The organism is Thiomicrospira microaerophila, assembly GCF_023278225.1.
GTDB lineage: Bacteria > Pseudomonadota > Gammaproteobacteria > Thiomicrospirales > Thiomicrospiraceae > Thiomicrospira > Thiomicrospira microaerophila_A.
This window is the reverse complement of record NZ_CP070959.1, coordinates 1,418,625-1,437,221: the sequence shown is the minus strand read 5'-3', so window position 1 is coordinate 1,437,221 and position 18,597 is coordinate 1,418,625. Positions and strand designations below refer to the sequence as shown.

Annotated in this window: 20 protein-coding genes; 14 read left to right on the top strand and 6 right to left on the bottom strand. The window is 43.6% G+C overall.

The annotated features are described in order from the left end of the window. Positions 1-8: 8 nt before the first annotated feature. Positions 9-1,772, top strand: coding sequence for a dihydrolipoyl dehydrogenase (gene lpdA / locus JX580_RS07065; RefSeq protein ID WP_248849847.1), 1,764 nt, complete (start codon positions 9-11; stop codon positions 1,770-1,772). 63 nt (positions 1,773-1,835) lie between these two features. On the opposite strand, the gene JX580_RS07060 is transcribed toward lpdA, so the two are convergent. Then, positions 1,836-2,099 carry a ComEA family DNA-binding protein gene (locus JX580_RS07060; RefSeq protein WP_248849846.1) on the bottom strand — a complete coding sequence of 88 codons (264 nt, stop codon included), beginning with the start codon at positions 2,097-2,099 and terminating at the stop codon, positions 1,836-1,838. A 235-nt stretch (positions 2,100-2,334) separates the two neighbouring features. Between JX580_RS07060 and JX580_RS07055 the strand changes: the two genes are divergently transcribed. From JX580_RS07055 to JX580_RS07025, 7 genes are read left to right on the top strand one after another with little or no spacing between them, the layout of a single operon-like run. Continuing rightward, positions 2,335-2,796 carry a hypothetical protein gene (locus tag JX580_RS07055; protein ID WP_248849845.1) on the top strand — a complete coding sequence of 154 codons (462 nt, stop codon included), beginning with the start codon at positions 2,335-2,337 and terminating at the stop codon, positions 2,794-2,796. 15 nt (positions 2,797-2,811) lie between these two features. Next, positions 2,812-3,321, top strand: a complete 510-nt coding sequence (locus tag JX580_RS07050; protein ID WP_248849844.1) for a DNA-deoxyinosine glycosylase — start codon at positions 2,812-2,814, stop codon at positions 3,319-3,321. Positions 3,322-3,355: 34 nt separating this feature from the next. After that, the gene (gene yegQ / locus JX580_RS07045) at positions 3,356-4,798 is read left to right on the top strand and encodes a tRNA 5-hydroxyuridine modification protein YegQ (protein ID WP_248849843.1); all 1,443 of its coding nucleotides are present in this window, start codon (positions 3,356-3,358) and stop codon (positions 4,796-4,798) included. Positions 4,799-4,801: 3 nt separating this feature from the next. Next, positions 4,802-5,059 carry a YfhL family 4Fe-4S dicluster ferredoxin gene (locus JX580_RS07040; RefSeq protein ID WP_248849842.1) on the top strand — a complete coding sequence of 86 codons (258 nt, stop codon included), beginning with the start codon at positions 4,802-4,804 and terminating at the stop codon, positions 5,057-5,059. 12 nt (positions 5,060-5,071) lie between these two features. Beyond that, positions 5,072-5,749, top strand: coding sequence for a glutathione S-transferase family protein (locus tag JX580_RS07035; protein WP_248849841.1), 678 nt, complete (start codon positions 5,072-5,074; stop codon positions 5,747-5,749). 41 nt (positions 5,750-5,790) lie between these two features. Beyond that, positions 5,791-6,333 carry a DsrE family protein gene (locus JX580_RS07030; RefSeq protein ID WP_248849840.1) on the top strand — a complete coding sequence of 181 codons (543 nt, stop codon included), beginning with the start codon at positions 5,791-5,793 and terminating at the stop codon, positions 6,331-6,333. Between the two features lie 22 nt (positions 6,334-6,355). After that, positions 6,356-7,411 (top strand): nuclease-related domain-containing protein, encoded by a 1,056-nt coding sequence (locus JX580_RS07025; protein WP_248849839.1) that lies wholly within the window; start codon positions 6,356-6,358, stop codon positions 7,409-7,411. Here the strand turns inward: JX580_RS07025 and JX580_RS07020 are convergent. The 3 genes from JX580_RS07020 to nadC are packed head-to-tail and all read right to left on the bottom strand — an operon-like array spanning position 7,405 to position 10,491. Continuing rightward, a complete protein-coding gene (locus JX580_RS07020; RefSeq protein ID WP_248849838.1) occupies positions 7,405-7,644 on the bottom strand; it encodes a SlyX family protein in 240 nt (79 codons plus the stop codon). The genes JX580_RS07025 and JX580_RS07020 overlap by 7 nt on opposite strands. A 1-nt stretch (position 7,645) precedes the next feature. Continuing rightward, a complete protein-coding gene (locus JX580_RS07015) occupies positions 7,646-9,646 on the bottom strand; it encodes a cation:proton antiporter (protein ID WP_248849837.1) in 2,001 nt (666 codons plus the stop codon). A gap of 8 nt (positions 9,647-9,654) precedes the next feature. Then, positions 9,655-10,491, bottom strand: a complete 837-nt coding sequence (gene nadC / locus JX580_RS07010; protein WP_248849836.1) for a carboxylating nicotinate-nucleotide diphosphorylase — start codon at positions 10,489-10,491, stop codon at positions 9,655-9,657. 74 nt (positions 10,492-10,565) lie between these two features. Here nadC and ampD point away from each other — a divergent pair, with 74 nt between their 5' ends. The 6 genes from ampD (at position 10,566) to minE (ending at position 14,449) form a co-directional block, all read left to right on the top strand. Then, positions 10,566-11,114, top strand: a complete 549-nt coding sequence (gene ampD, locus JX580_RS07005; RefSeq protein WP_248849835.1) for a 1,6-anhydro-N-acetylmuramyl-L-alanine amidase AmpD — start codon at positions 10,566-10,568, stop codon at positions 11,112-11,114. A gap of 343 nt (positions 11,115-11,457) precedes the next feature. Further along, entirely contained in the window at positions 11,458-11,976 is a 519-nt protein-coding gene (locus tag JX580_RS07000) for a flavodoxin (RefSeq protein ID WP_248849834.1), read from the top strand. 9 nt (positions 11,977-11,985) lie between these two features. Continuing rightward, positions 11,986-12,618 carry a YqiA/YcfP family alpha/beta fold hydrolase gene (locus tag JX580_RS06995; protein WP_248849833.1) on the top strand — a complete coding sequence of 211 codons (633 nt, stop codon included), beginning with the start codon at positions 11,986-11,988 and terminating at the stop codon, positions 12,616-12,618. Positions 12,619-12,644: 26 nt separating this feature from the next. After that, positions 12,645-13,337: a septum site-determining protein MinC gene (gene minC / locus JX580_RS06990; RefSeq protein WP_248849832.1), complete on the top strand. Its 693-nt coding sequence runs from the start codon at positions 12,645-12,647 to the stop codon at positions 13,335-13,337. Between the two features lie 35 nt (positions 13,338-13,372). Then, complete coding sequence (gene minD, locus JX580_RS06985; protein WP_248849831.1) at positions 13,373-14,185, top strand: septum site-determining protein MinD; 813 nt, start codon at positions 13,373-13,375, stop codon at positions 14,183-14,185. A gap of 3 nt (positions 14,186-14,188) precedes the next feature. Further along, positions 14,189-14,449, top strand: coding sequence for a cell division topological specificity factor MinE (gene minE, locus JX580_RS06980; protein ID WP_248849830.1), 261 nt, complete (start codon positions 14,189-14,191; stop codon positions 14,447-14,449). A gap of 6 nt (positions 14,450-14,455) precedes the next feature. On the opposite strand, the gene JX580_RS06975 is transcribed toward minE, so the two are convergent. Both JX580_RS06975 and mfd read right to left on the bottom strand, forming a co-directional pair. Further along, a complete protein-coding gene (locus JX580_RS06975) occupies positions 14,456-15,094 on the bottom strand; it encodes a CsiV family protein (RefSeq protein ID WP_248849829.1) in 639 nt (212 codons plus the stop codon). A gap of 5 nt (positions 15,095-15,099) precedes the next feature. Beyond that, complete coding sequence (gene mfd / locus JX580_RS06970; RefSeq protein ID WP_248849828.1) at positions 15,100-18,570, bottom strand: transcription-repair coupling factor; 3,471 nt, start codon at positions 18,568-18,570, stop codon at positions 15,100-15,102. Positions 18,571-18,597 lie beyond the last annotated feature (27 nt).

Genomic DNA, 18,597 nt, shown 5'->3' with positions numbered 1-18,597 from the left:
GAGTCATTATGAGTCAAATTGTAGAGATTCGTATTCCGGATATTGGCGACTTTGCTGATGTGGATGTGATTGAAGTATTAGTGGCGGCGGGTGATGAGGTGTTGCAAGATGATTCTATGCTAACGCTAGAGTCGGATAAGGCCACGATGGAAGTGCCTTCACCCTATGCCGGAAAACTGGTTGAATTAACGGTATCAGTAGGCGATAAGGTTCGTGCGGGCACGGTGATTGGCAAAATGGAAATTGCTGATGAAAGCCCTGCGAAACTGGCTGATGCCCCTAAAGCGCAACAAGCTTCGCAATCCCAAGCCGCATCAGCGGTTCAGCCCGTCGCGGCCAGTGATTTACCTGCAGCTGACAAAACGGCCGAAGTGGTGGTTTTGGGTGGTGGGCCGGGTGGCTATACGGCTGCGTTTCGTGCGGCCGATTTAGGTAAAAAAGTGATCTTGATTGAGCGTTATCCTGTGATTGGCGGTGTGTGTTTAAATGTGGGCTGTATTCCATCAAAAGCATTGCTGCACATGTCAGTGATTCTAAATGAAACGCAAGAGATGGCGGATCATGGAATTGCATTCGGCAAGCCAACGATTGACCTAGATAAAATGCGCGATTATAAAAACGGTGTGATTAAAAAATTGACCGGAGGCTTGGGCGCACTTGCTAAACAACGCAAAGTAGAGGTTGTCACCGGTTATGGCAAGTTTACCTCGGCTAATACCATCAGTGTTAAAGCGGATGATGGTTCTGAGCAGACGATTGCATTCCAGCAGGCCGTTATCGCGGCAGGTTCGCGTGTGATTAAATTGCCGTTTATTCCGCATGACGATCCGCGTGTCATGGATTCTACTGATGCGCTGGAACTTGAAGAAATACCGAAGCGTTTATTGGTGATTGGCGGCGGTATTATCGGTCTGGAAATGGCGCAGGTTTATGATGCGCTCGGCTCAAAAGTGACTGTTGTTGAGCTAGGTGACACCATTATTCCTGGTGCAGACAAGGATTTAAGTCGTCCGTTACTTAAACGCATTAAAAAGCGTTATGAAAATGTGTTTTTAAAATCCAAGGTGACGCATGTTGAAGCAGCAAAAGGCGGCTTGGTGGTGTCATTTGAAGGCAAGGATTGTCCTACGCAAGATACCTTTGATCGGGTATTGGTTGCGGTAGGGCGTACACCAAACGGTAAGCTGATTGATGCTGAAAAAGCCGGTGTTGTGGTGAATGATTGGGGCTTTATTGAGGTGGATGAGCGTCAGAAAACCAATGTCGATCATATCTATGCGATCGGGGATATTGTTGGTCAACCGATGTTGGCGCATAAAGCGGTGCATGAAGGTAAGGTTGCAGCTGAAGTCATTTGCGGCATGCCGAGCGCCTTTACGCCGATGGGTATTCCAAGTGTTGCTTATACCGACCCTGAAGTGGCTTGGGCGGGGAAAACCGAAGAGCAGCTTAAAGCCGAAGGCGTTGAATATGAAAAAGGCGTGTTCCCTTGGGCGGCTTCAGGTCGCAGCTTGAGCCTTGGTCGTGATGAAGGCATGAGTAAATCTTTGTTCTGTGCGAAAACCCATCGTTTATTGGGTGCGGGCATTGTCGGGCCGAATGCCGGTGAGTTGATTGCTGAGGCGATGTTAGCGATTGAAATGGGTGCTGATATGCAGGACATTGGCTTGACCATTCACCCGCATCCGACCTTAAGCGAAACCTTCGCATTTGCAGCGGAAATGGCTGAGGGGACGATTACGGATTTAATTGCACCGAAAAAGAAACATTAGTTTTATCTAACCTTATGTATTAAATTAAAAAGCCAGGTATTATCCTGGCTTTTTAATATGCTGTTATTCAGTATCGCTGAATTTTATTTTATCTGCATTGCGTTCAACGGTTTTAGGGCCTATTCCTTTGACATCTTCCAGATCTTTAAGCGTTTTAAAATCGCCATGCTGTTCACGGTGACGAATAATCTCTTCTGCCTTTGCCATGCCAATGCCATCAAAGCCCTCAGCCATAACCTGTGCTTCAGCTTTGTTCACGTTGATTTGGGTGGCCCATGCGTTAAAACTGAACAATCCCAAAATAATGAAACCAAGTATCTTTAACATAAAACTGCTCCAATTTATTAATATATACTAAATTATAACTACTAAAATAGCAGTGATATATTATCACTTGTTGTTTTTAAATAATATTAATATTGTATGTAATTGATCTAGATCATCTTTGAGTTTAAATTTTGTTTAAAATTAATTGTCTATGAATGCATTCGTTATTGGCTTTCATTGTTTAAATCTGAAATAATGTGTTACTTATTTTTTAGGAATCGACTAAGAGGTGTTTATGATTAAGCAATGGTTAACAGGGTTGGCGTTTTTAATGGTATTTCCATTTGTGCAGGCTCAAAGCCTACAGCCAATCACGTTTGAAGATCAGCATGGAGAAGTGATCCAGTTAGACTCTAGTGTTAAATGGGCAATATTTAGTCACCATAACAAAGGGGCTAAGATGACTAAAGAGGCGATAGATCAATCAGGAATTAATGATTTTGCTAGACACCAAGGTGTTTATATTGCGGATATTTCAAGGATGCCCGCATTGGTTACGCGGATGTTTGCAATGCCTGCTATGCGAAAATATCCTTTTAAAATGGCATTAGATAGAGAGGGTCAGTTAACCCAGAATTTACCTAGGCAAGATGAGAAAGTGACGCTCATTCGACTTGATAATCTTACAATTGTTGAAACCCAATTTGTGGACTCATCTGCTGTTATTGAAGCTTTTATAAACGCTAATTATAAGTAATAAGCAGGCCTGCTTATGGTTTGCCAAGGTTTGTCCATTATTGAACCCGCAGAAATGCGGGTTTTAATTTTAGGTTCTATGCCTGGACGTGTTTCGTTAAAGCAGCAGGCTTATTATGCCCACCCTCGAAATGCGTTCTGGTCGGTTATGTCGACCTTATGTCATCAAGCTTGGTCGTCTGACTATGAAAAGCGTTATCAAATGTTGAAATTCTGCAAGGTTGGGTTATGGGATGTACTGTCCGACTGCGAGCGAAAAGGTAGCCTTGATGCTGCGATACAAACAGATGGTTTGAAGGTTAATGATTTTATTTCTTTGCTTGATCGTCATCCAGAATGCAGTGTTGTGGCTTTTAATGGTGCTAAAGCAGCGCAATTGTTTAAAAAACATGTAGCGAAGCCATGTCCAAGTTATTTTACAGATAGAATTTTGATTGATTTACCCTCGACCAGTCCGGCTCACGCGCAGCTTAATTTAGCTGAAAAAACAAAGATCTGGCAGGACAAATTGGGCTATTTCCTATAAAATAACTAGGTTATTAATTAGGAAGATTAACGCAATGACCTTTAAATCTGAACTCTTGTCGCCCGCGGGTACCATGAAAAATATGGAATATGCTTTCGCTTATGGAGCGGATGCCGTTTATGCTGGGCAGCCACGTTATAGCTTGCGTGTTCGAAACAATGAATTTGATCATGATAACCTTGCTAAAGGGATTGCAAGAGCCCATGAGCTTGGCAAAAAGTTTTATGTGGTGACAAATATTGCCGCCCATAATTCAAAGTTAAAAACCTTCCTGAAAGATATCGAGCCGGTTGTTAACATGAAGCCGGATGCCTTAATTATGTCGGATCCGGGGCTGATTATGATGGTTCGGGAAGCTTTTCCCGAGCAAGAAATTCATTTATCGGTGCAATCGAATGCGGTTAACTGGGCAACAGTTAAGTTTTGGCATCAAATGGGCATAACCCGTGTAGTGTTATCACGCGAACTTTCTTTACAAGAAATTAGCGAAATTAGAGAAAAAGTTCCGCAAATGGAGTTGGAAGTCTTTGTTCATGGCGCACTATGTATCGCCTATTCGGGGCGCTGTTTGTTATCTGGTTATATTAACAAGCGTGATGCAAACCAGGGAACCTGTACCAATGCTTGTCGTTGGAACTACAATACCTATGAAGGTAAAGAGAATGTGGCTGGTGAGGTGGTAGGTATTGAGCGCATTACGGATTTGACAGGTACTACCGGGCGGCCCGCTCCAGAATCTATCGTAGAAAAAAAATCTGCCCCTACTCTGGGTGAAGGTGAAACCACTGATCGTGTTTGGTTGTTGGAAGAGCAAGGGCGTCCCGGTGAATTGATGCCTGCCTATGAAGATGAGCATGGTACTTATATTATGAACTCTAAAGACCTGCGTGCTGTGGAGTTGATTCCTGACTTGGTGAAAATCGGTGTGCATTCACTGAAAATAGAAGGGCGTACCAAATCGCATTATTATGTGGCGCGCACCGCTCAAGTTTATCGAAAAGCAATTGATGACGCTGCAGAAGGCAAACCTTTTGACTCTGATTTGTTATTACAGTTGGAAGGCTTAGCAAGCAGAGGCTACACCGAAGGTTTTTTACGACGCCATGTACATTCAGAATACCAAAACTATGACTATGGGGTGTCTAAATCTGATAGTCAACGTTTTGTCGGTGAAGTGATTGAAGCGAATGATGACTATCTGGAAATTGATGTTAAGAACAAGTTTTGTGTCGGCGACTCAATTGAGATAATGACTCCAGCCGGTAACATGACCCTGGTGCTAAAAGAGATGCGAGATAAGTATGATCGTCCTATCGATGCGGCACTGGGTTCGGGTTGGATTGCGCGTATTCCAAATCCTTTTAAAGGATTAAGCGAAGATGTGTTAAAGTTTGGTTTGCTAATGCGAAATGAATCCTGGGGAGGCGATACCCGGCGCGACGCGGCCGCCAAACAAACTGAGTTGGGTGTGGTTTAGATCATGGCATTAAAAATCCTTTCCGGCTGTATAAATTGTGACATGTGTGAGCCAGAGTGCCCTAATCAAGCAATTTCTATGGGTGAGAAGGTGTATGAGATCAATCCGGACTTGTGTACCGAGTGTGTTGGCTATTATGATAACCCTACTTGTATTAGTGTTTGTCCATTAGATGTGATTATCAAAGATCCTGAGTATGTTGAGAGTCAGGACAGTTTGTATGAGAAATTTAAACAGCTAGTGCAAGCCAATAAAATTTAAGGAGAGGCTAAGATGGATTCCATTCCGCAGCTTGAGTTAATTAGCTTTAAACTTTGCCCTTATGTGCAAAGAGCGGTGATTACCTTAAAGCACAAGCAAGTTGACTTTAAGATAACCTATATTGATTTACAAAATCCACCGGAATGGTTTAATGCTATTTCGCCCTTGGGGAAGGTGCCTGTTTTAAAAGTTAATGATGATGAAGTGTTATTTGAATCGTCGGTGATTCAAGAATATATTGATGAAATTACCCCACCGTCATTACACCCTGCAGATCCGTTGATTAAGGCAAAAAATCGGGCTTGGATTGCGTTTGGGGGCGAGTTGATGGGGATGCAAGGATTACATGGTATTATTCATGAAAAGGATCAGGTATCTTGTGAAATGATGATTGGTTCCATTAAAGCCTTACTTTCTCGCCTTGAGTTGGTTCATTCGGGTCAGGACTTTTTTAATGGCCAAGCATTCTGCTTAATTGATGCGGCTTATGCGCCGATGTTGATGCGTTTTGATTTGTTAAAACAGCATTGTAATTTAGATTTGCTTCAAGATTTGCCAAAGATACAAGCTTGGCAGAAAAAGCTTATGGGTATGAGTTGTGTTCAAAGTTCTGTCGTCGCTGAACTGCCTGAGATGTATCGTAATCTGATCGCACATTATGAGGGTTATATGGCATCGAGACTAAATTGATCCCAAATTTAAACCTAGGATATTGAATAGGAGTCACTGAAATGCCCCAGCCTAGTAGCCTGAAACGAATAGTCATCGCTTGTTTGATGGTGTTTAGTTTTAATATAAGCGCTTCAGTCAGTTCGATGTCTTTGCATCCGATGGTTGAAAGTTTGGTTTCTAATCAAATCGAGCCGAATGGTGTAGTGCTTGAGATTGAGAGCTTATCTGCGAGTGCAATGACTGGCTACGCAGATTTTGTTCAAATGCAGGTAGACGCGCTCAGGCAAGCATTTGCCAATTTAGATATTGTAATTGTTAGCCATGGTCGAGAGTTGGCCGAGTTTGCAAAGCCTCAACAAGATGAGCCAACATCTTCATTACTTCAGCAGTTTGAAACAATGACTAGTTCGCAAGGGGTTACCGTTCATGTCTGTGCGGTAGTTGCAGGTTGGTCAGGGATAGCAGAACAAGATTTTGCACAATTTATCGATGTGTCAGCATCGGGTGAAGCACAAATTAATGACTATCGTGCCTTGGGGTATGAGATTATTATTATCGAGCGTTTATCGGATCAAGATCGAAAATTGCTGCAACCAGAATAAAATATAATTACAAAGGATAGAGATGACTGTACTTAAAAAGTTTGAACCCCGTACAGATGATATTAAACAACTAGAGTGGATTTTAGATCAATTAACCACTGAACAAGAAGATATTAAACGCAGAGTATTGGTCGATTTAAAGCGTATTCGTGGTGGAGATAGAGGGAAATTTAATGCTTCAAATTTTATTGAGCAGTTGTTTGCCGATCGCGACGACGTTGTGCTGCTTCATGATCTGAAATTTAAGCAAGGTGATTTAGAGTCGCAAATTGACCATTTGGTCGTGAGCAGCGATGGAACGGCGTATCTTTTTGAAACCAAAAATTTTTCAAATGGTTTAAAGGTCAGTAATGAGGGGCAGTTTGCTTATTGGAATCGATTTAAACGAAGCTTTTTTTCGATTAACTCACCGATTGAAAATGCAGAAAAAAACAAACAAGTTTTAAGTCAACTGCTTAAATCTTCTTTAAAAACGCCTCTGGAGTTTAAACATTTTATTCTTGTTGATCACCGAGCCAAATTAATAAAACCTGAACAGGGTTTTGAAATGATCGTTCGATCGGATGAAATAGCGTCCTTAATAAGTAAGGACTTAAAGACTTCATCGGGTTTGTTTAAAACGCTAAAAAGGTTTTTGGGCTTTGCCTCATCGGTTTCATCTGAGCAATTAAAAGACAGGTTATCAAGCTTGTTAACTGCCCAGCAGAATTCGGATCCAAACTATATTGAAAAATATGGTTTAAACCTAAGCTATGATCCCTCTTCAGTGGTCGAAACGTCTTCAAGTGAAGCTCAAAACTATTCATCCGAACCAAGGTTGCAACGTTTAACCTTGGCAAAATTAGCAAGAGAAATGGCGATTCATCCGCAAGAATTACAGGCTCGATTAACTGAGCAAGGCTTGCTTGAAAAACGTGGTTTTAAAACCTTTGTCAGTGACAAAGGACGTGATGCGGGTATACAGTTTAGAAAAGGTCAGCGTGGTGTATTCTTTTTAATTCCTACTGAAATGGCCAAGGATCCTTCGCTGCAGATACCTGCTCAGGCAACCATTGCTAGCGATAGCGACAGTCAGTAATGCGGAGGGGGTGTTTCTTCGCTCAAAGGTTTAATAGCATCGTCTTTTAAGCTTTTTAGATAGTCACCCAGTAGGGTTAATTTTCGGTTTAATTGCTGGATGGATTGATGTTGTGAGGCTAGGGTGCTTTCCATGGCCTCAATCGATTCATCCTGATAGCTCAAACGAATTTCTAGCTGAGTTAATCTTTGATTCAACTCAGCAACCAGGCCTGCTTGGTTATCATCGCTCATTCTATTTACCTGTTTTAAGTATTCGATCAAGAATTTCAACGGCTTCAGGTAACCCTGAAATAATCAAGGTATCGTCTGGACGCAATCGTGTGCCGTCATCTGGATTCTCACCGCGTACTGAGCCTCGCTTAACTGCATCGACATGAACTCCATATTCTTCGAAAGGGATTTCTTGCAGACGTTTACCAATTGCAAATGCGGTTTCATCAAGCTTAACAGCATGAATAATGCCACCCTGAACAAGTGCGGAGCCGCTACTTAAATCTCGTTCCCCCGGGTAGAAATTAGAAAGTAGGCTATAACGATCGGCACGAGCTTGGCGTGTTTCCCTGAGTACTTGACTGGGCGGGTGACCTAGCATTAATAGTAGGTGTGAAGCCAGCATAATACTGGATTCGAAATAATCAGGAATGACTTCGGTAGCACCTGCGGCTATTAATTCATCAACATGGGCATCGTCAGGAGTGCGAACTAATACTGGAATTTTTTTATCAATACCTCTTACTGAACGAAGCGTTTTTAAGGCTAAGTGAAAGTCATGGTGGGTAATAATAATAACTTTGGCTTTTTCAATTTTGGCAGCGATTAAAATATCGGGCTTTGCCGCATCACCGTAATAGACATTTTCACCGGCAAGTTGGGCTTCTTTTAAGCGTGTTGCGTCTAGGTCAAGCGCGATATAGGCTTGGTTAGCATTGCGTAAAAAACGCGTTGTAATCTGTCCCACTCGTCCAAAGCCGCAGACAATAACATGGTCTTTAAGGTATTCGTTGTCTTGCGCGATATGGGATTCCATGTCACGTTTTTCTTTTTCGTAATCAAAGCTAAGCCAATGCGCAATGCGACCATTGAGTTTTACCAAGAAGGGGGCCAGCATCATGCTTAAAACTGATGCTGAGAGCAAAAGTTGTCCCGCATCTTCGGCAAGTAATTGGTAAGAAAAGCCAAGTGCAATCAATACTAGACCGAACTCACCAACTTGCGCCAAGGTGACCGCTGTACGGATTGCCACTCCGCTTCCCATGTTTTTGAAAAATAACCGCATTAAGCCAAAAACTACGAAAGCTTTTAAAAGAATGATGCCTAGCGTAGCCAGCAAAATAATACCTAAATTGTCCCAAATGAGCATTGGAAAGATCATCATTCCGACGGTGATAAAAAACAGACCTAACAGTATGTCTTGGAACGGGCGTATGTCAGATTCAATCTGATGACGGAATTGGGTTTCTCCCAACATCATACCGGCTAAAAAGGCACCGAGCGTTAGGGATAAGCCAATTTGTTCGGTAAAGGTCGCTGCGCCCAAAGCCACTAATAAAACAGTGAGCATAAATAGTTCGGTTGACTTGGCACTCGCTACCTCATGAAATAATGGGCGTAGCAAATAACGACCTATAGCCAGCATTAAGATGACAACAAACACGCCTTTTAAGAACGAAATGCCTAAGGCTTCACCTAACGAGGTATCCGCTTGACTAAAGGCGAGGGCACTAAATAAAATTAACAATGGAATTGAGGCGATGTCTTGAAAAATAGACACACCTATCGCATTACGCGCATGCCGAGATTGGATTTCTCCCTGTTCACTAAGCTGTTTGATTGCAATTGCGGTTGATGACATCACCACAACGCTCGCAATAACGATATTGGTATGATTATCGAAGCCTAATAACCAGCCAATTAAATAAGCCAGTAGTCCAGTAACGACAACTTGCAGTGTTCCTAGGCCAAATACAATGTTGCGCATGGCTCGCATTTGCGCTATTGAAAATTCTAATCCAATTGTAAACAGCAGAAATACGATGCCAAATTCTGCTAAAAACCGGATATTGCTTTCATCTTGTATCAGGCTAAAACCGCCGGGGCCAACGATCACACCCACAAGAATATAGCTTAAGATCGGTGGGAAATGGAGACGACGAGCAACTGATACTGTTAGGACTGATAAGCCTAAAAGTAACACAACCGACATTAAAATATTTTCTTGAAGAACGCTATGCACCTGATGTCCTAAATAAATTTAAAGCGCATGGATAAATCAATCGCTTTGATATGTTTGGTAATGGCGCCAGTTGAGATAAAGTCCACCCCGGTCGTTCCCAAAATAGCGAGTTGATCTAATTCCACATTGCCTGATACTTCGAGTTTGGCCTGCCCTTGGTTGATTTGAACGGCTTGTTTAATCATGTCGATATTAAAGTTGTCTAGCATAATAATATCGGCTTTTGCATTTAGTGCTTGCTTCAGCTCGTTGAGGTTTTCGGTCTCGACTTCAACATTAACATTGGGGTTTTGTTGTTTGGCTCTTTGCACCGCTTTCGACAATCCACCGCAAGCAATAATGTGGTTCTCTTTAATTAAAATGGCATCATAAAGGCCAAACCGATGGTTGTGCCCACCACCACATTTAACTGCATATTTTTGTGCTAAACGCAGACCGGGTAAGGTTTTGCGCGTGTCAAGAAGCTGGGTTTTTGAACTAGCGAGAGCCGCGACATACTGCGCTGTAGAGGTAGCGGTGGCACTTAGGGTTTGTAAAAAGTTAAGAGCAGTTCTTTCAGCGGTTAAAATCGAGCGCGCTGCTCCTTCAATTTCACATAATGGTTGGTTGGCTTTAACAGGATCACCATCCTGACAGGTCCAATTTATTCTAACGCTTGGGTCCAACTGTCTAAAGACCTCGTTAAACCAAGGCTGACCGCAGACTATTGCGTCTTCACGGACAATCACACTAGCCTGTGCTTGGGTTTCAATTGGAATTAGCTCAGCGGTTAAATCGGCTTCGCCAAGATCCTCTGCCAAGCCTTGGCGAACATTTTGTATTAGATCAGCAAAGTAATGGTTCATAAAAATAAGCTTAAAAAATAGTTATGTAATAAAATCTAATTATAGCTTAAACGACCAATAACGAGGATTTAGTTATGCCTTTTCACATCAATTCAGGACGTTTATTAGGGGCAAGCTGGATCGCTAGTCCAAATTATGATGCAAGACCAGGCCTGCTTGTTGACTTAATTGTTATTCATGGAATCAGCCTACCTCCTAATCAGTTTGGATCAGATGGGGTGGTGAAGTTGTTTACCAATCAGCTTGATCCAAAACAGCACCCTTATTATCAAGGTTTGCAAGGGTTGAGGGTATCAGCCCATTTATTTATCCGCAGGGATGGATCGGTGATTCAATTTGTCAATTTTAATGACCGGGCTTGGCATGCCGGCCTGTCGAACTATCAAGGGCGCTCAGGGTGCAATGATTTTTCAATAGGTATTGAGTTGGAAGGCGCTGATCATATTTGTTATACGGCTGTTCAGTATCAGCAACTGGCATCATGCATTAAAGCGCTGTTTGATGCCTATCCTGAATTGTTAACGGGTAAGGTGTTAGGACACAGTGATATTGCACCAGGCAGAAAAACTGATCCAGGCCCACTGTTTAATTGGCAGGCACTTAAAAGACTGTTACAAAACTAAGCGATCCAGCCTTTTTGGTTGGGTTTAGAGTTATTATTATCTGGCTTGGGTCGAAATTGTAAACAGGCTTGACCAGAGGACTCTTCTACTACTTGGCTAGGCATTTTCCATGTTTTAAAACCAAAGGCTTTGCAACCCCTTGGGTTGTCCTGTTCCCAGGTAACATAAAAATATTGGCAACGAAAGCAATCAATTTTTTTCATAGGGCTTGATAAAATAGCTAAATAAGATGAAATAGTAACCTGTGTTAATATTGTCGCACTTTTTAGAATTTGATACAGTTAAAACTGAACGGATTTAATATCTAGGGCGTGTGTTCCAACTTAGCTTAAAAGGAAGGTTTATGGAAAAGATTGGTTTGTTTTACGGCACGGATACCGGCAATACCGAGCGTGTTGCGGATTTAATTAAACAAAAATTAGGCGCTGATCGTGTGGATGTTTATGATATTGCCGGTGCAAAAAAATCTGACTTCGACAAGTATCAGAAGTTAATTCTTGGCCAACCAACATGGTACTACGGTGAGCGTCAGTCAAGTTGGGATGACTTTTGGGAAGATTTTAATGCGATTGATTTTACCGGTAAAACGGTGGCTTGTTTTGGTTTAGGTGATCAAGCTGATTATGCCGAGTACTTTATTGATGCAGTTGGTATGATGCATGATGTTGTGCTAGAAAATGGAGGCACGCCTGCGGGTTATTGGCCGACAACTGGCTATGAATATGATGAATCGAAAGCCGCAACCGAAGATGGTGAATTTTTTGTTGGTTTGGCAATTGATGAGGATCAACAACCTGAGTTAACCGAACAGCGTGTATCGGAATGGGTTGAACAAATTAAAGCCGAGATGGACCTTGCTTAATTTCTTATCATGATTTCTGCATATCATCCTCCGCGCCAAGCCGGTGCGGATTCTTGCTGTCCTTCACTTATTATTTATATTCACGGTTACGGTTCAAATGGTTTAAGTACCAAAGCACGCCATTATAAGCAGTTGTTCGGGCAGCAGCAGGTTTTAGCGCCTAGTTTGCCTAAAGATGCGCGTCTATCAGCGGATTGTATTGAGCAGTTGATCAGTGTACTGAATCCTTACTACCAACTTGGGCTTATTGGTTCGTCACTGGGTGGTTACTTGGCGATTTATTTTGCTGAAAAATATAACTTGCCTGCGGTATTAATTAATCCGGCTATTCCTCCTTGGACGCAGCTTGAAGCAGTCGAATCTGAGATTCATACCGCTTCTCAGTTTGTATGGTTGCCGGAGCATTTTAAACGTTTGGCGCCTTATCGTGTGCCGAGTGTTAATGAAGCATTGGCATCAAGGCTTTTGTTATTGCAACAACTTGATGATGAAGTCCTAGATGCGAAACTCGCGCTTGAGTATTTAGCACCTACAGAAATCATCCTTTCTCAAGGAGGCGGGCATCGTTTTGCGAATATCGCAGATTTTGATCAACAGGTTTGCCGGTTTTTTCAGTCTTTTGAGGCGAGCGTGCTAAAATAGTTAGCATTTTTTAAACGAGATATTCAATGAGTCAAGTGATTTCACTTAAGGGTTCGGTTTTATCCTTATCAGTGTTAAAGATTTTTAGTGATGATTTTGCTGAGGTAAAAGCAGTTTTAACCACTAAAGTTGCCCAGGCTCCCGATTTTTTTAGAGCCTTGCCAATTGTGATTGAACCGGAAATATCGCCTTTAGCGCCGACGTTTTTGGCACAGTTAGTTGAGCTGCTCCATCAAAACGGTATGATGCCGATTGGGGTGCGTACTGAGGAAGCTGGGCTAATTGAGCAGGCTGAGTATGCCGGAATGGCGGTGTTTAAGCCGGTAAAGGCAGGCGGTGAAAAATCAGCCGCAGAATCAAAGACTCAGCCCCAGTCTTCACAACAAGCGGACCAAGGCGCGATGTTGGTAGAAACTTCAGTGCGTTCCGGTCAGCAGGTTTACGCCAAAGGCCGGGATTTAATTGTTAAATCCTCGATTAATCCGGGTGCTGAAGTGGTCGCTGATGGTCATATCCATGTTTATGGTAAAGCCAAAGGAAAGCTTTTTGCCGGCAGTAGCGGTAATCGACAAGCACGCATTTTTGTTCAACATCTTGATGCTGAAATGGTATGTATTGCAGGTTTATATCAAATGGCGGAGGATATTAAGCCGGAGTATAAACAGGGTTGGGTCGAGATTTGCTTACAGCAGGATAGGTTGGTATTTAATTTACTGTAATTTTTTGAAAATACATATTTTCTAAAGGAGTCCATGTGGCACGTGTCATCGTAGTAACATCCGGTAAAGGGGGCGTGGGTAAAACCACAACGAGTGCCAGTTTTTCTGCTGGTTTAGCACAAAAAGGCTTTAAGGTTGCGGTCATTGATTTTGATGTCGGTTTGCGTAATCTTGACTTGATTATGGGCTGTGAACGCCGTGTCGTTTACGACTTTGTTAATGTGGTTCAAGGCGAAGCCAGCCTTAAACAAGCTTTGATCAAAGATAAAAAGGTGGATAATCTTTATATTTTGGCCGCATCGCAAACGCGTGATAAAGACGCATTAACACTTGAGGGTGTCGGTAAAGTCATTGAAGACCTGCGCTCAGAAGGCTTTGACTATGTCATTTGCGACTCGCCGGCAGGGATTGAAAAAGGCGCGCAACTAGCGCTCTACTTTGCAGATGAAGCGGTGATTGTTACCAATCCTGAAGTATCATCCGTGCGTGACTCTGATCGCATTTTAGGTATTTTACAAGCCAAGTCTAAACGTGCCATTGAAGGGGATGACCCAATTGTAGAGCATTTAGTTTTAACGCGTTACAACCCGAATCGTGTTCAAGCCGGTGAGATGCTAGCGATGGAGGATGTGGTTGAGTTGTTGAATATCAAGCTCTTGGGTGTGGTGCCTGAATCTGAGGATGTGCTTCAAGCCTCAAACTCTGGAGTTCCGGTTATTTTGACAGAGGGCGCAAATGCTTCTGAGGCCTACAAAGACATCGTGGATCGTTTTTTAGGAGAAGACAAGCCGCAGCGTTTTTTATCTGTTGAACACAAGAGTTTGTTTAAAAAATGGTTTGGGAAGTAAGATATGGCGTTATTAGATTATTTACTCGGCCAGCGTAGAAAAAGTTCTGCAAATAAGGCCAAAGATCGGTTGCAAATTCTACTTGCTCATGAGCGTTCGCAAGCAAAAGCACCGGATTACTTACCTAGAATGCGTGAAGAAATATTGGCAGTGATCGCTAAATACGTGCAAATTGATGAAGACAACCTCAAAATCTCTCTAGATGAAGAGAACGGTTTTGAGGTATTAGAGCTGAATTTAGTTTTGCCTGAGAGTAAAGGCTAAGTTTAACTAATTCGCAACACGGTCAACTTTTATTAAAACCCCAAAGATAGGGTGGTCTAGGTAATGAAGTTGGCCGAAGCGCATACGTCGCGATTCTTCAATTTTAAAACGCCAGCTGTCCGGTAACCAATCAATTGGAATTTGCTGGTGTTCAGCAAATCTTGATCGAATTCGTACAGGAATTTGGCGATCTAATTCCATATTGACCTCGGCATGAATAAATCGCTCTTGGTAAACACGAATTTTACCCAAAAGAGGACTGCTTTCAGCGCGTCGTAATTGGATGCTCGGCTCAATTAATAATGGTATTGCATCTATTCTAGATTTTAAGGGTTGTTGCCAAGCGAAATGAGCCAGCACGTCATAACCACGGTCAGTAGTCATTTTACTGATTTCATCCTTTAGACTTAATTTTTCAGCGTCCACCAGTCGTGCATATTGGTCTAAAGCACCAAAAAACGTTGCATCGGCTGTTGTGGTGATGCCATCAAACTCAGGCCAATATTCTTCTGTCCAGCCTCTTAGTGCTAAAGATTGAAAAATGATTACTTCGATTTGTACTCTGGGCTCGTTAGATGGGTTCGCAACGACCAGGCCTGGTTGTAAAAACAGCAATATAATGAGGCTGGAAAACAGTTTTTTCATGGATGCTAGCTCGTTTTATTCGTTGTTAGACTATTTAATACAAATTCCAGAGTGGTAATGCGTGTGTTCATGTCTGGCATTGTATCGAAAACCTTGAGTTCTGTTTGACCTTTTAGCTGGTAGCGTTTGGGGTGAGTTTGAATCAGCCCAATCAGTTTGACCGGATCAATATTCGGTCGTGCATTAAATTGAATTCGAATTTCTTGCTCGCCAGCATCGAGTTTTTTTACGCCAATCGGTTCTGCCATCAGTTTCACGCGGGTGACAGCGAACAGGTTTTTGACCTGATCCGGTAGCAAGCCAAAACGATCAATCATCTCGACTTCGAGTTCGTGCAGTTGGTTTTCATCCTGTGCGCTGGCGATGCGTTTGTAGAACACCAAACGGCTGTGAATATCGGGTAAATAGATTTCCGGAATCAGCGCGGCAAAGCCTAAATCTACTTCACAGCTTGCGGTTAAATCCGTATTGAGTTCAGGTTGTTTGCCCGAACGTAAAGCACGTACCGCGCGGTCGAGCAGTTCGCTGTATAAACCAAAGCCAATTTCTTGAATTTGACCGGATTGACCTTCGCCTAAAAGCTCACCCGCGCCCCGTATTTCAAGGTCATGGCTGGCGAGCATAAAACCCGCTCCCAGCGTATCGTGTTTAGCAATCGCGGTTAGGCGTTTTTGCGCGTCATCGGTAATACTGGCTTTATCACCCGTGAGCATATAGGCATAGGCTTTGTGATGGGAGCGCCCAACGCGACCACGCAGTTGATGCAGCTGGGCTAAACCAAACTTGTCGGCGCGGTGAATGATAATCGTGTTGGCGGTGGGTACATCAATCCCAGTTTCGATAATCGTGGTACAGACCAGAATATTGAATCGGCGATGATAGAAGTCTTGCATGATTTTTTCGAGTTCGCGTTCATGCATTTGGCCATGCGCCACGCCCACGCGCGCCTCGGGGATCAGCGCTTGAATTTCCTCAGCCATGTGTTCGATTTTATCGACCTGATTAAATAGCAAATAAACCTGTCCGCCACGACGCAGTTCACGTAAACAGGCCTCGCGTACGGTATCTTGTTGCCAGGGTTGCACAAAGGTTTGAACCGATAGGCGTTTGGCCGGTGGGGTGGCAATGATGGATAAATCTCGAATATCATTCATCGCCATGTTTAAGGTACGCGGTATCGGCGTGGCGGTCATGGTGAGTACATCAACCTGCGCGCGCAGTTTTTTTAGTTGTTCTTTTTGTCTGACGCCAAACCGGTGTTCTTCATCGATAATCAACAAGCCTAGATTGCTAAATTGCACGTCTTTTTGAATCAGCTTATGGGTGCCGATAATAATATCCACCTTGTTTTCGGCTAAATCGGCGAGTACCTGTGTTTGTTGTTTGGCGGTTTGGAAACGTGATAAGACTTCGATGCGCATCGGCCAGTCGGCAAAGCGGTCTTTAAAGTTTTCAAAATGTTGTTGGGCGAGCAGGGTGGTAGGCACGAGGATGCCTACCTGTTTGCCATCATAGGCCGCGACAAAGGCCGCGCGCATCGCTACTTCGGTTTTGCCGAATCCGACATCACCGCATACCAATCGATCCATCGGTTTTTTCGATTGCATATCGGCGACAACGGCGGCGATGGTTTGAATTTGATCGTCGGTTTCCTCAAACGGAAAACCGGCACAAAATTGGGCATAGGCGTCGTCAGCAAGTTGATAGCTATAACCTTGTTTAGCTTCGCGTTGGGCATAAATATCCAGCAATTCAGCCGCTACATCACGGACTTTTTCGGCGGCCTTGCGTTTGGCTTTGTCCCATTTATCCGTGCCGAGTTTATGCAGGGGGGCGCTTTCTGGGCTGGCACCGGTATAACGGCTAATAAGGTGGAGCGAGGTGACCGGGACATAGAGTTTGTCATTTCCGGCATAGGCTATCATTAAAAACTCACGTTCATCGCCTTGTAGCGCTAACTTTTCCAAGCCTAGGTAGCGTCCAACGCCATGGTCAATATGGACAATCGGGCTGCCGATTTCTAATTCGACTAGGTTGCTAATGGCTTGATCAAACTCATGGTGTTTGGTTCGGCGTCGGCGTTTTTGCACCACCGTTTGACCGAGCAGTGCGGCTTCGGCAATCAACGTAAAGTCTTGGCTGTGAATCGAATCTTGTAGCGGGCCGACAACCAGGCCTGGTTGCGTTTTGCTGCAGGTTTCACGTTGTTGAGCTAGGTCAATCCAACTGTCAAATACCTTAGGGTGGATGCCCTGTTTGTTAAGCAGGTTTAAAAGTGTCTCGCGTCGGCCTAAGCTTTCGGCACAAAAGGCGATCTGCCCCTGATAGCGATCTAAAAACGCATTAAGTTTTGCCATCGGATAATCACTCTGGTGATCAACCCGTAAATCTGGCAGGGTTAGGGTGTTAAATCGTGCATTAAAGCGTTTGCCGTCACCGTTGCTATGCAGGCTAATACGATGAAAGTTTTTGAGTTTGCCCAAGCATTCCGGCGCACTCAGGATAAGCTGGTTAGGGGGGAGTAGCGGATAATCAGGGTTATGGCGTCCAATTTCGTAACGTTCGTTAAAGTCATGCCAGTTGTGTTCAATCGCTTCATCCAATTCACCCTGGTCAAAAAATAGCGTGTCAGTCGGAAGATAATCAAACAAGGTGGCGGTTTCAGCATGAAACAGGGGTAAATAGTATTCTAGCCCACCGACGTTTTCAGCGTCACTGACTTGCTTGTAAAGCGCACTGTTACGGTGTTGGCCGTCAAAAAAATCACGAAACGCTTGGCGGAATTGGCTAATACCGGTTTCAGTGAAATCATATTCTTTGGCCGGCAGCAGCTCTACCTGCTCGATCTGACCATTGGTTCGCTGGCTGTCCACGTCAAATAATCGCAACGTATCAATTTCGTCATCAAACAAATCAATGCGTATGGGTTGGCGGCTGCCCATTGGAAACAAGTCAATTAATGCACCACGAATAGCAAATTCACCGTGTTCCATCACTTGGCTGACACGTTGGTAACCTGCCGATTCTAGCTGGCTGGCGAAGGCGGCACTATCGAGGGTTTGCCCTGTTTTGAGTAGCAATGTGTGTTGTTGGATAAAGCGTGAAGGGGCGATTTTTTGTAGCAGGCTGGCTACGGGAATAATCAACAAGCCTTTATGGGTTTGCGGCAACTGATAGAGGGTTTTGAGTCGTTCGGATATGATGTCTTGATGCGGCGAAAAACGATCATAGGGTAGGGTTTCCCATTCTGGAAACGGCAAAAGTGTTAAATCATCAGGGGCAAAAAACCCGGTTAAATCCATCATTTCATTGGCTTGCGCCATGTCCTTGCAAACCAGTACCACCAGGCCTGCTGATTGTTGCGCCTGCCGAACAATCGCTAAGGCTTGTTCGCTTGGATTTAAGGCTCCCCAGTGGGAGCGACTGGCTTTTAGTTCAATAGCGTTAAGGTCAATAAGGGATAAAATCTGGCTCATGCCGGGGTTGCCTTTTACATCGGTAAA

What these genes read in the sequence shown, in the direction of transcription:
- lpdA (WP_248849847.1), top strand. Translation starts at nt 9, where the DNA reads ATGAGTCAAATTGTAGAGATTCGTATTCCGGATATTGGCGACTTTGCT.
- JX580_RS07060 (WP_248849846.1), bottom strand. Translation starts at nt 2,099, where the DNA reads ATGTTAAAGATACTTGGTTTCATTATTTTGGGATTGTTCAGTTTTAAC.
- JX580_RS07055 (WP_248849845.1), top strand. Translation starts at nt 2,335, where the DNA reads ATGATTAAGCAATGGTTAACAGGGTTGGCGTTTTTAATGGTATTTCCA.
- JX580_RS07050 (WP_248849844.1), top strand. Translation starts at nt 2,812, where the DNA reads ATGGTTTGCCAAGGTTTGTCCATTATTGAACCCGCAGAAATGCGGGTT.
- yegQ (WP_248849843.1), top strand. Translation starts at nt 3,356, where the DNA reads ATGACCTTTAAATCTGAACTCTTGTCGCCCGCGGGTACCATGAAAAAT.
- JX580_RS07040 (WP_248849842.1), top strand. Translation starts at nt 4,802, where the DNA reads ATGGCATTAAAAATCCTTTCCGGCTGTATAAATTGTGACATGTGTGAG.
- JX580_RS07035 (WP_248849841.1), top strand. Translation starts at nt 5,072, where the DNA reads ATGGATTCCATTCCGCAGCTTGAGTTAATTAGCTTTAAACTTTGCCCT.
- JX580_RS07030 (WP_248849840.1), top strand. Translation starts at nt 5,791, where the DNA reads ATGCCCCAGCCTAGTAGCCTGAAACGAATAGTCATCGCTTGTTTGATG.
- JX580_RS07025 (WP_248849839.1), top strand. Translation starts at nt 6,356, where the DNA reads ATGACTGTACTTAAAAAGTTTGAACCCCGTACAGATGATATTAAACAA.
- JX580_RS07020 (WP_248849838.1), bottom strand. Translation starts at nt 7,644, where the DNA reads ATGAGCGATGATAACCAAGCAGGCCTGGTTGCTGAGTTGAATCAAAGA.
- nadC (WP_248849836.1), bottom strand. Translation starts at nt 10,491, where the DNA reads ATGAACCATTACTTTGCTGATCTAATACAAAATGTTCGCCAAGGCTTG.
- ampD (WP_248849835.1), top strand. Translation starts at nt 10,566, where the DNA reads ATGCCTTTTCACATCAATTCAGGACGTTTATTAGGGGCAAGCTGGATC.
- JX580_RS07000 (WP_248849834.1), top strand. Translation starts at nt 11,458, where the DNA reads ATGGAAAAGATTGGTTTGTTTTACGGCACGGATACCGGCAATACCGAG.
- JX580_RS06995 (WP_248849833.1), top strand. Translation starts at nt 11,986, where the DNA reads ATGATTTCTGCATATCATCCTCCGCGCCAAGCCGGTGCGGATTCTTGC.
- minC (WP_248849832.1), top strand. Translation starts at nt 12,645, where the DNA reads ATGAGTCAAGTGATTTCACTTAAGGGTTCGGTTTTATCCTTATCAGTG.
- minE (WP_248849830.1), top strand. Translation starts at nt 14,189, where the DNA reads ATGGCGTTATTAGATTATTTACTCGGCCAGCGTAGAAAAAGTTCTGCA.
- JX580_RS06975 (WP_248849829.1), bottom strand. Translation starts at nt 15,094, where the DNA reads ATGAAAAAACTGTTTTCCAGCCTCATTATATTGCTGTTTTTACAACCA.
- mfd (WP_248849828.1), bottom strand. Translation starts at nt 18,570, where the DNA reads ATGAGCCAGATTTTATCCCTTATTGACCTTAACGCTATTGAACTAAAA.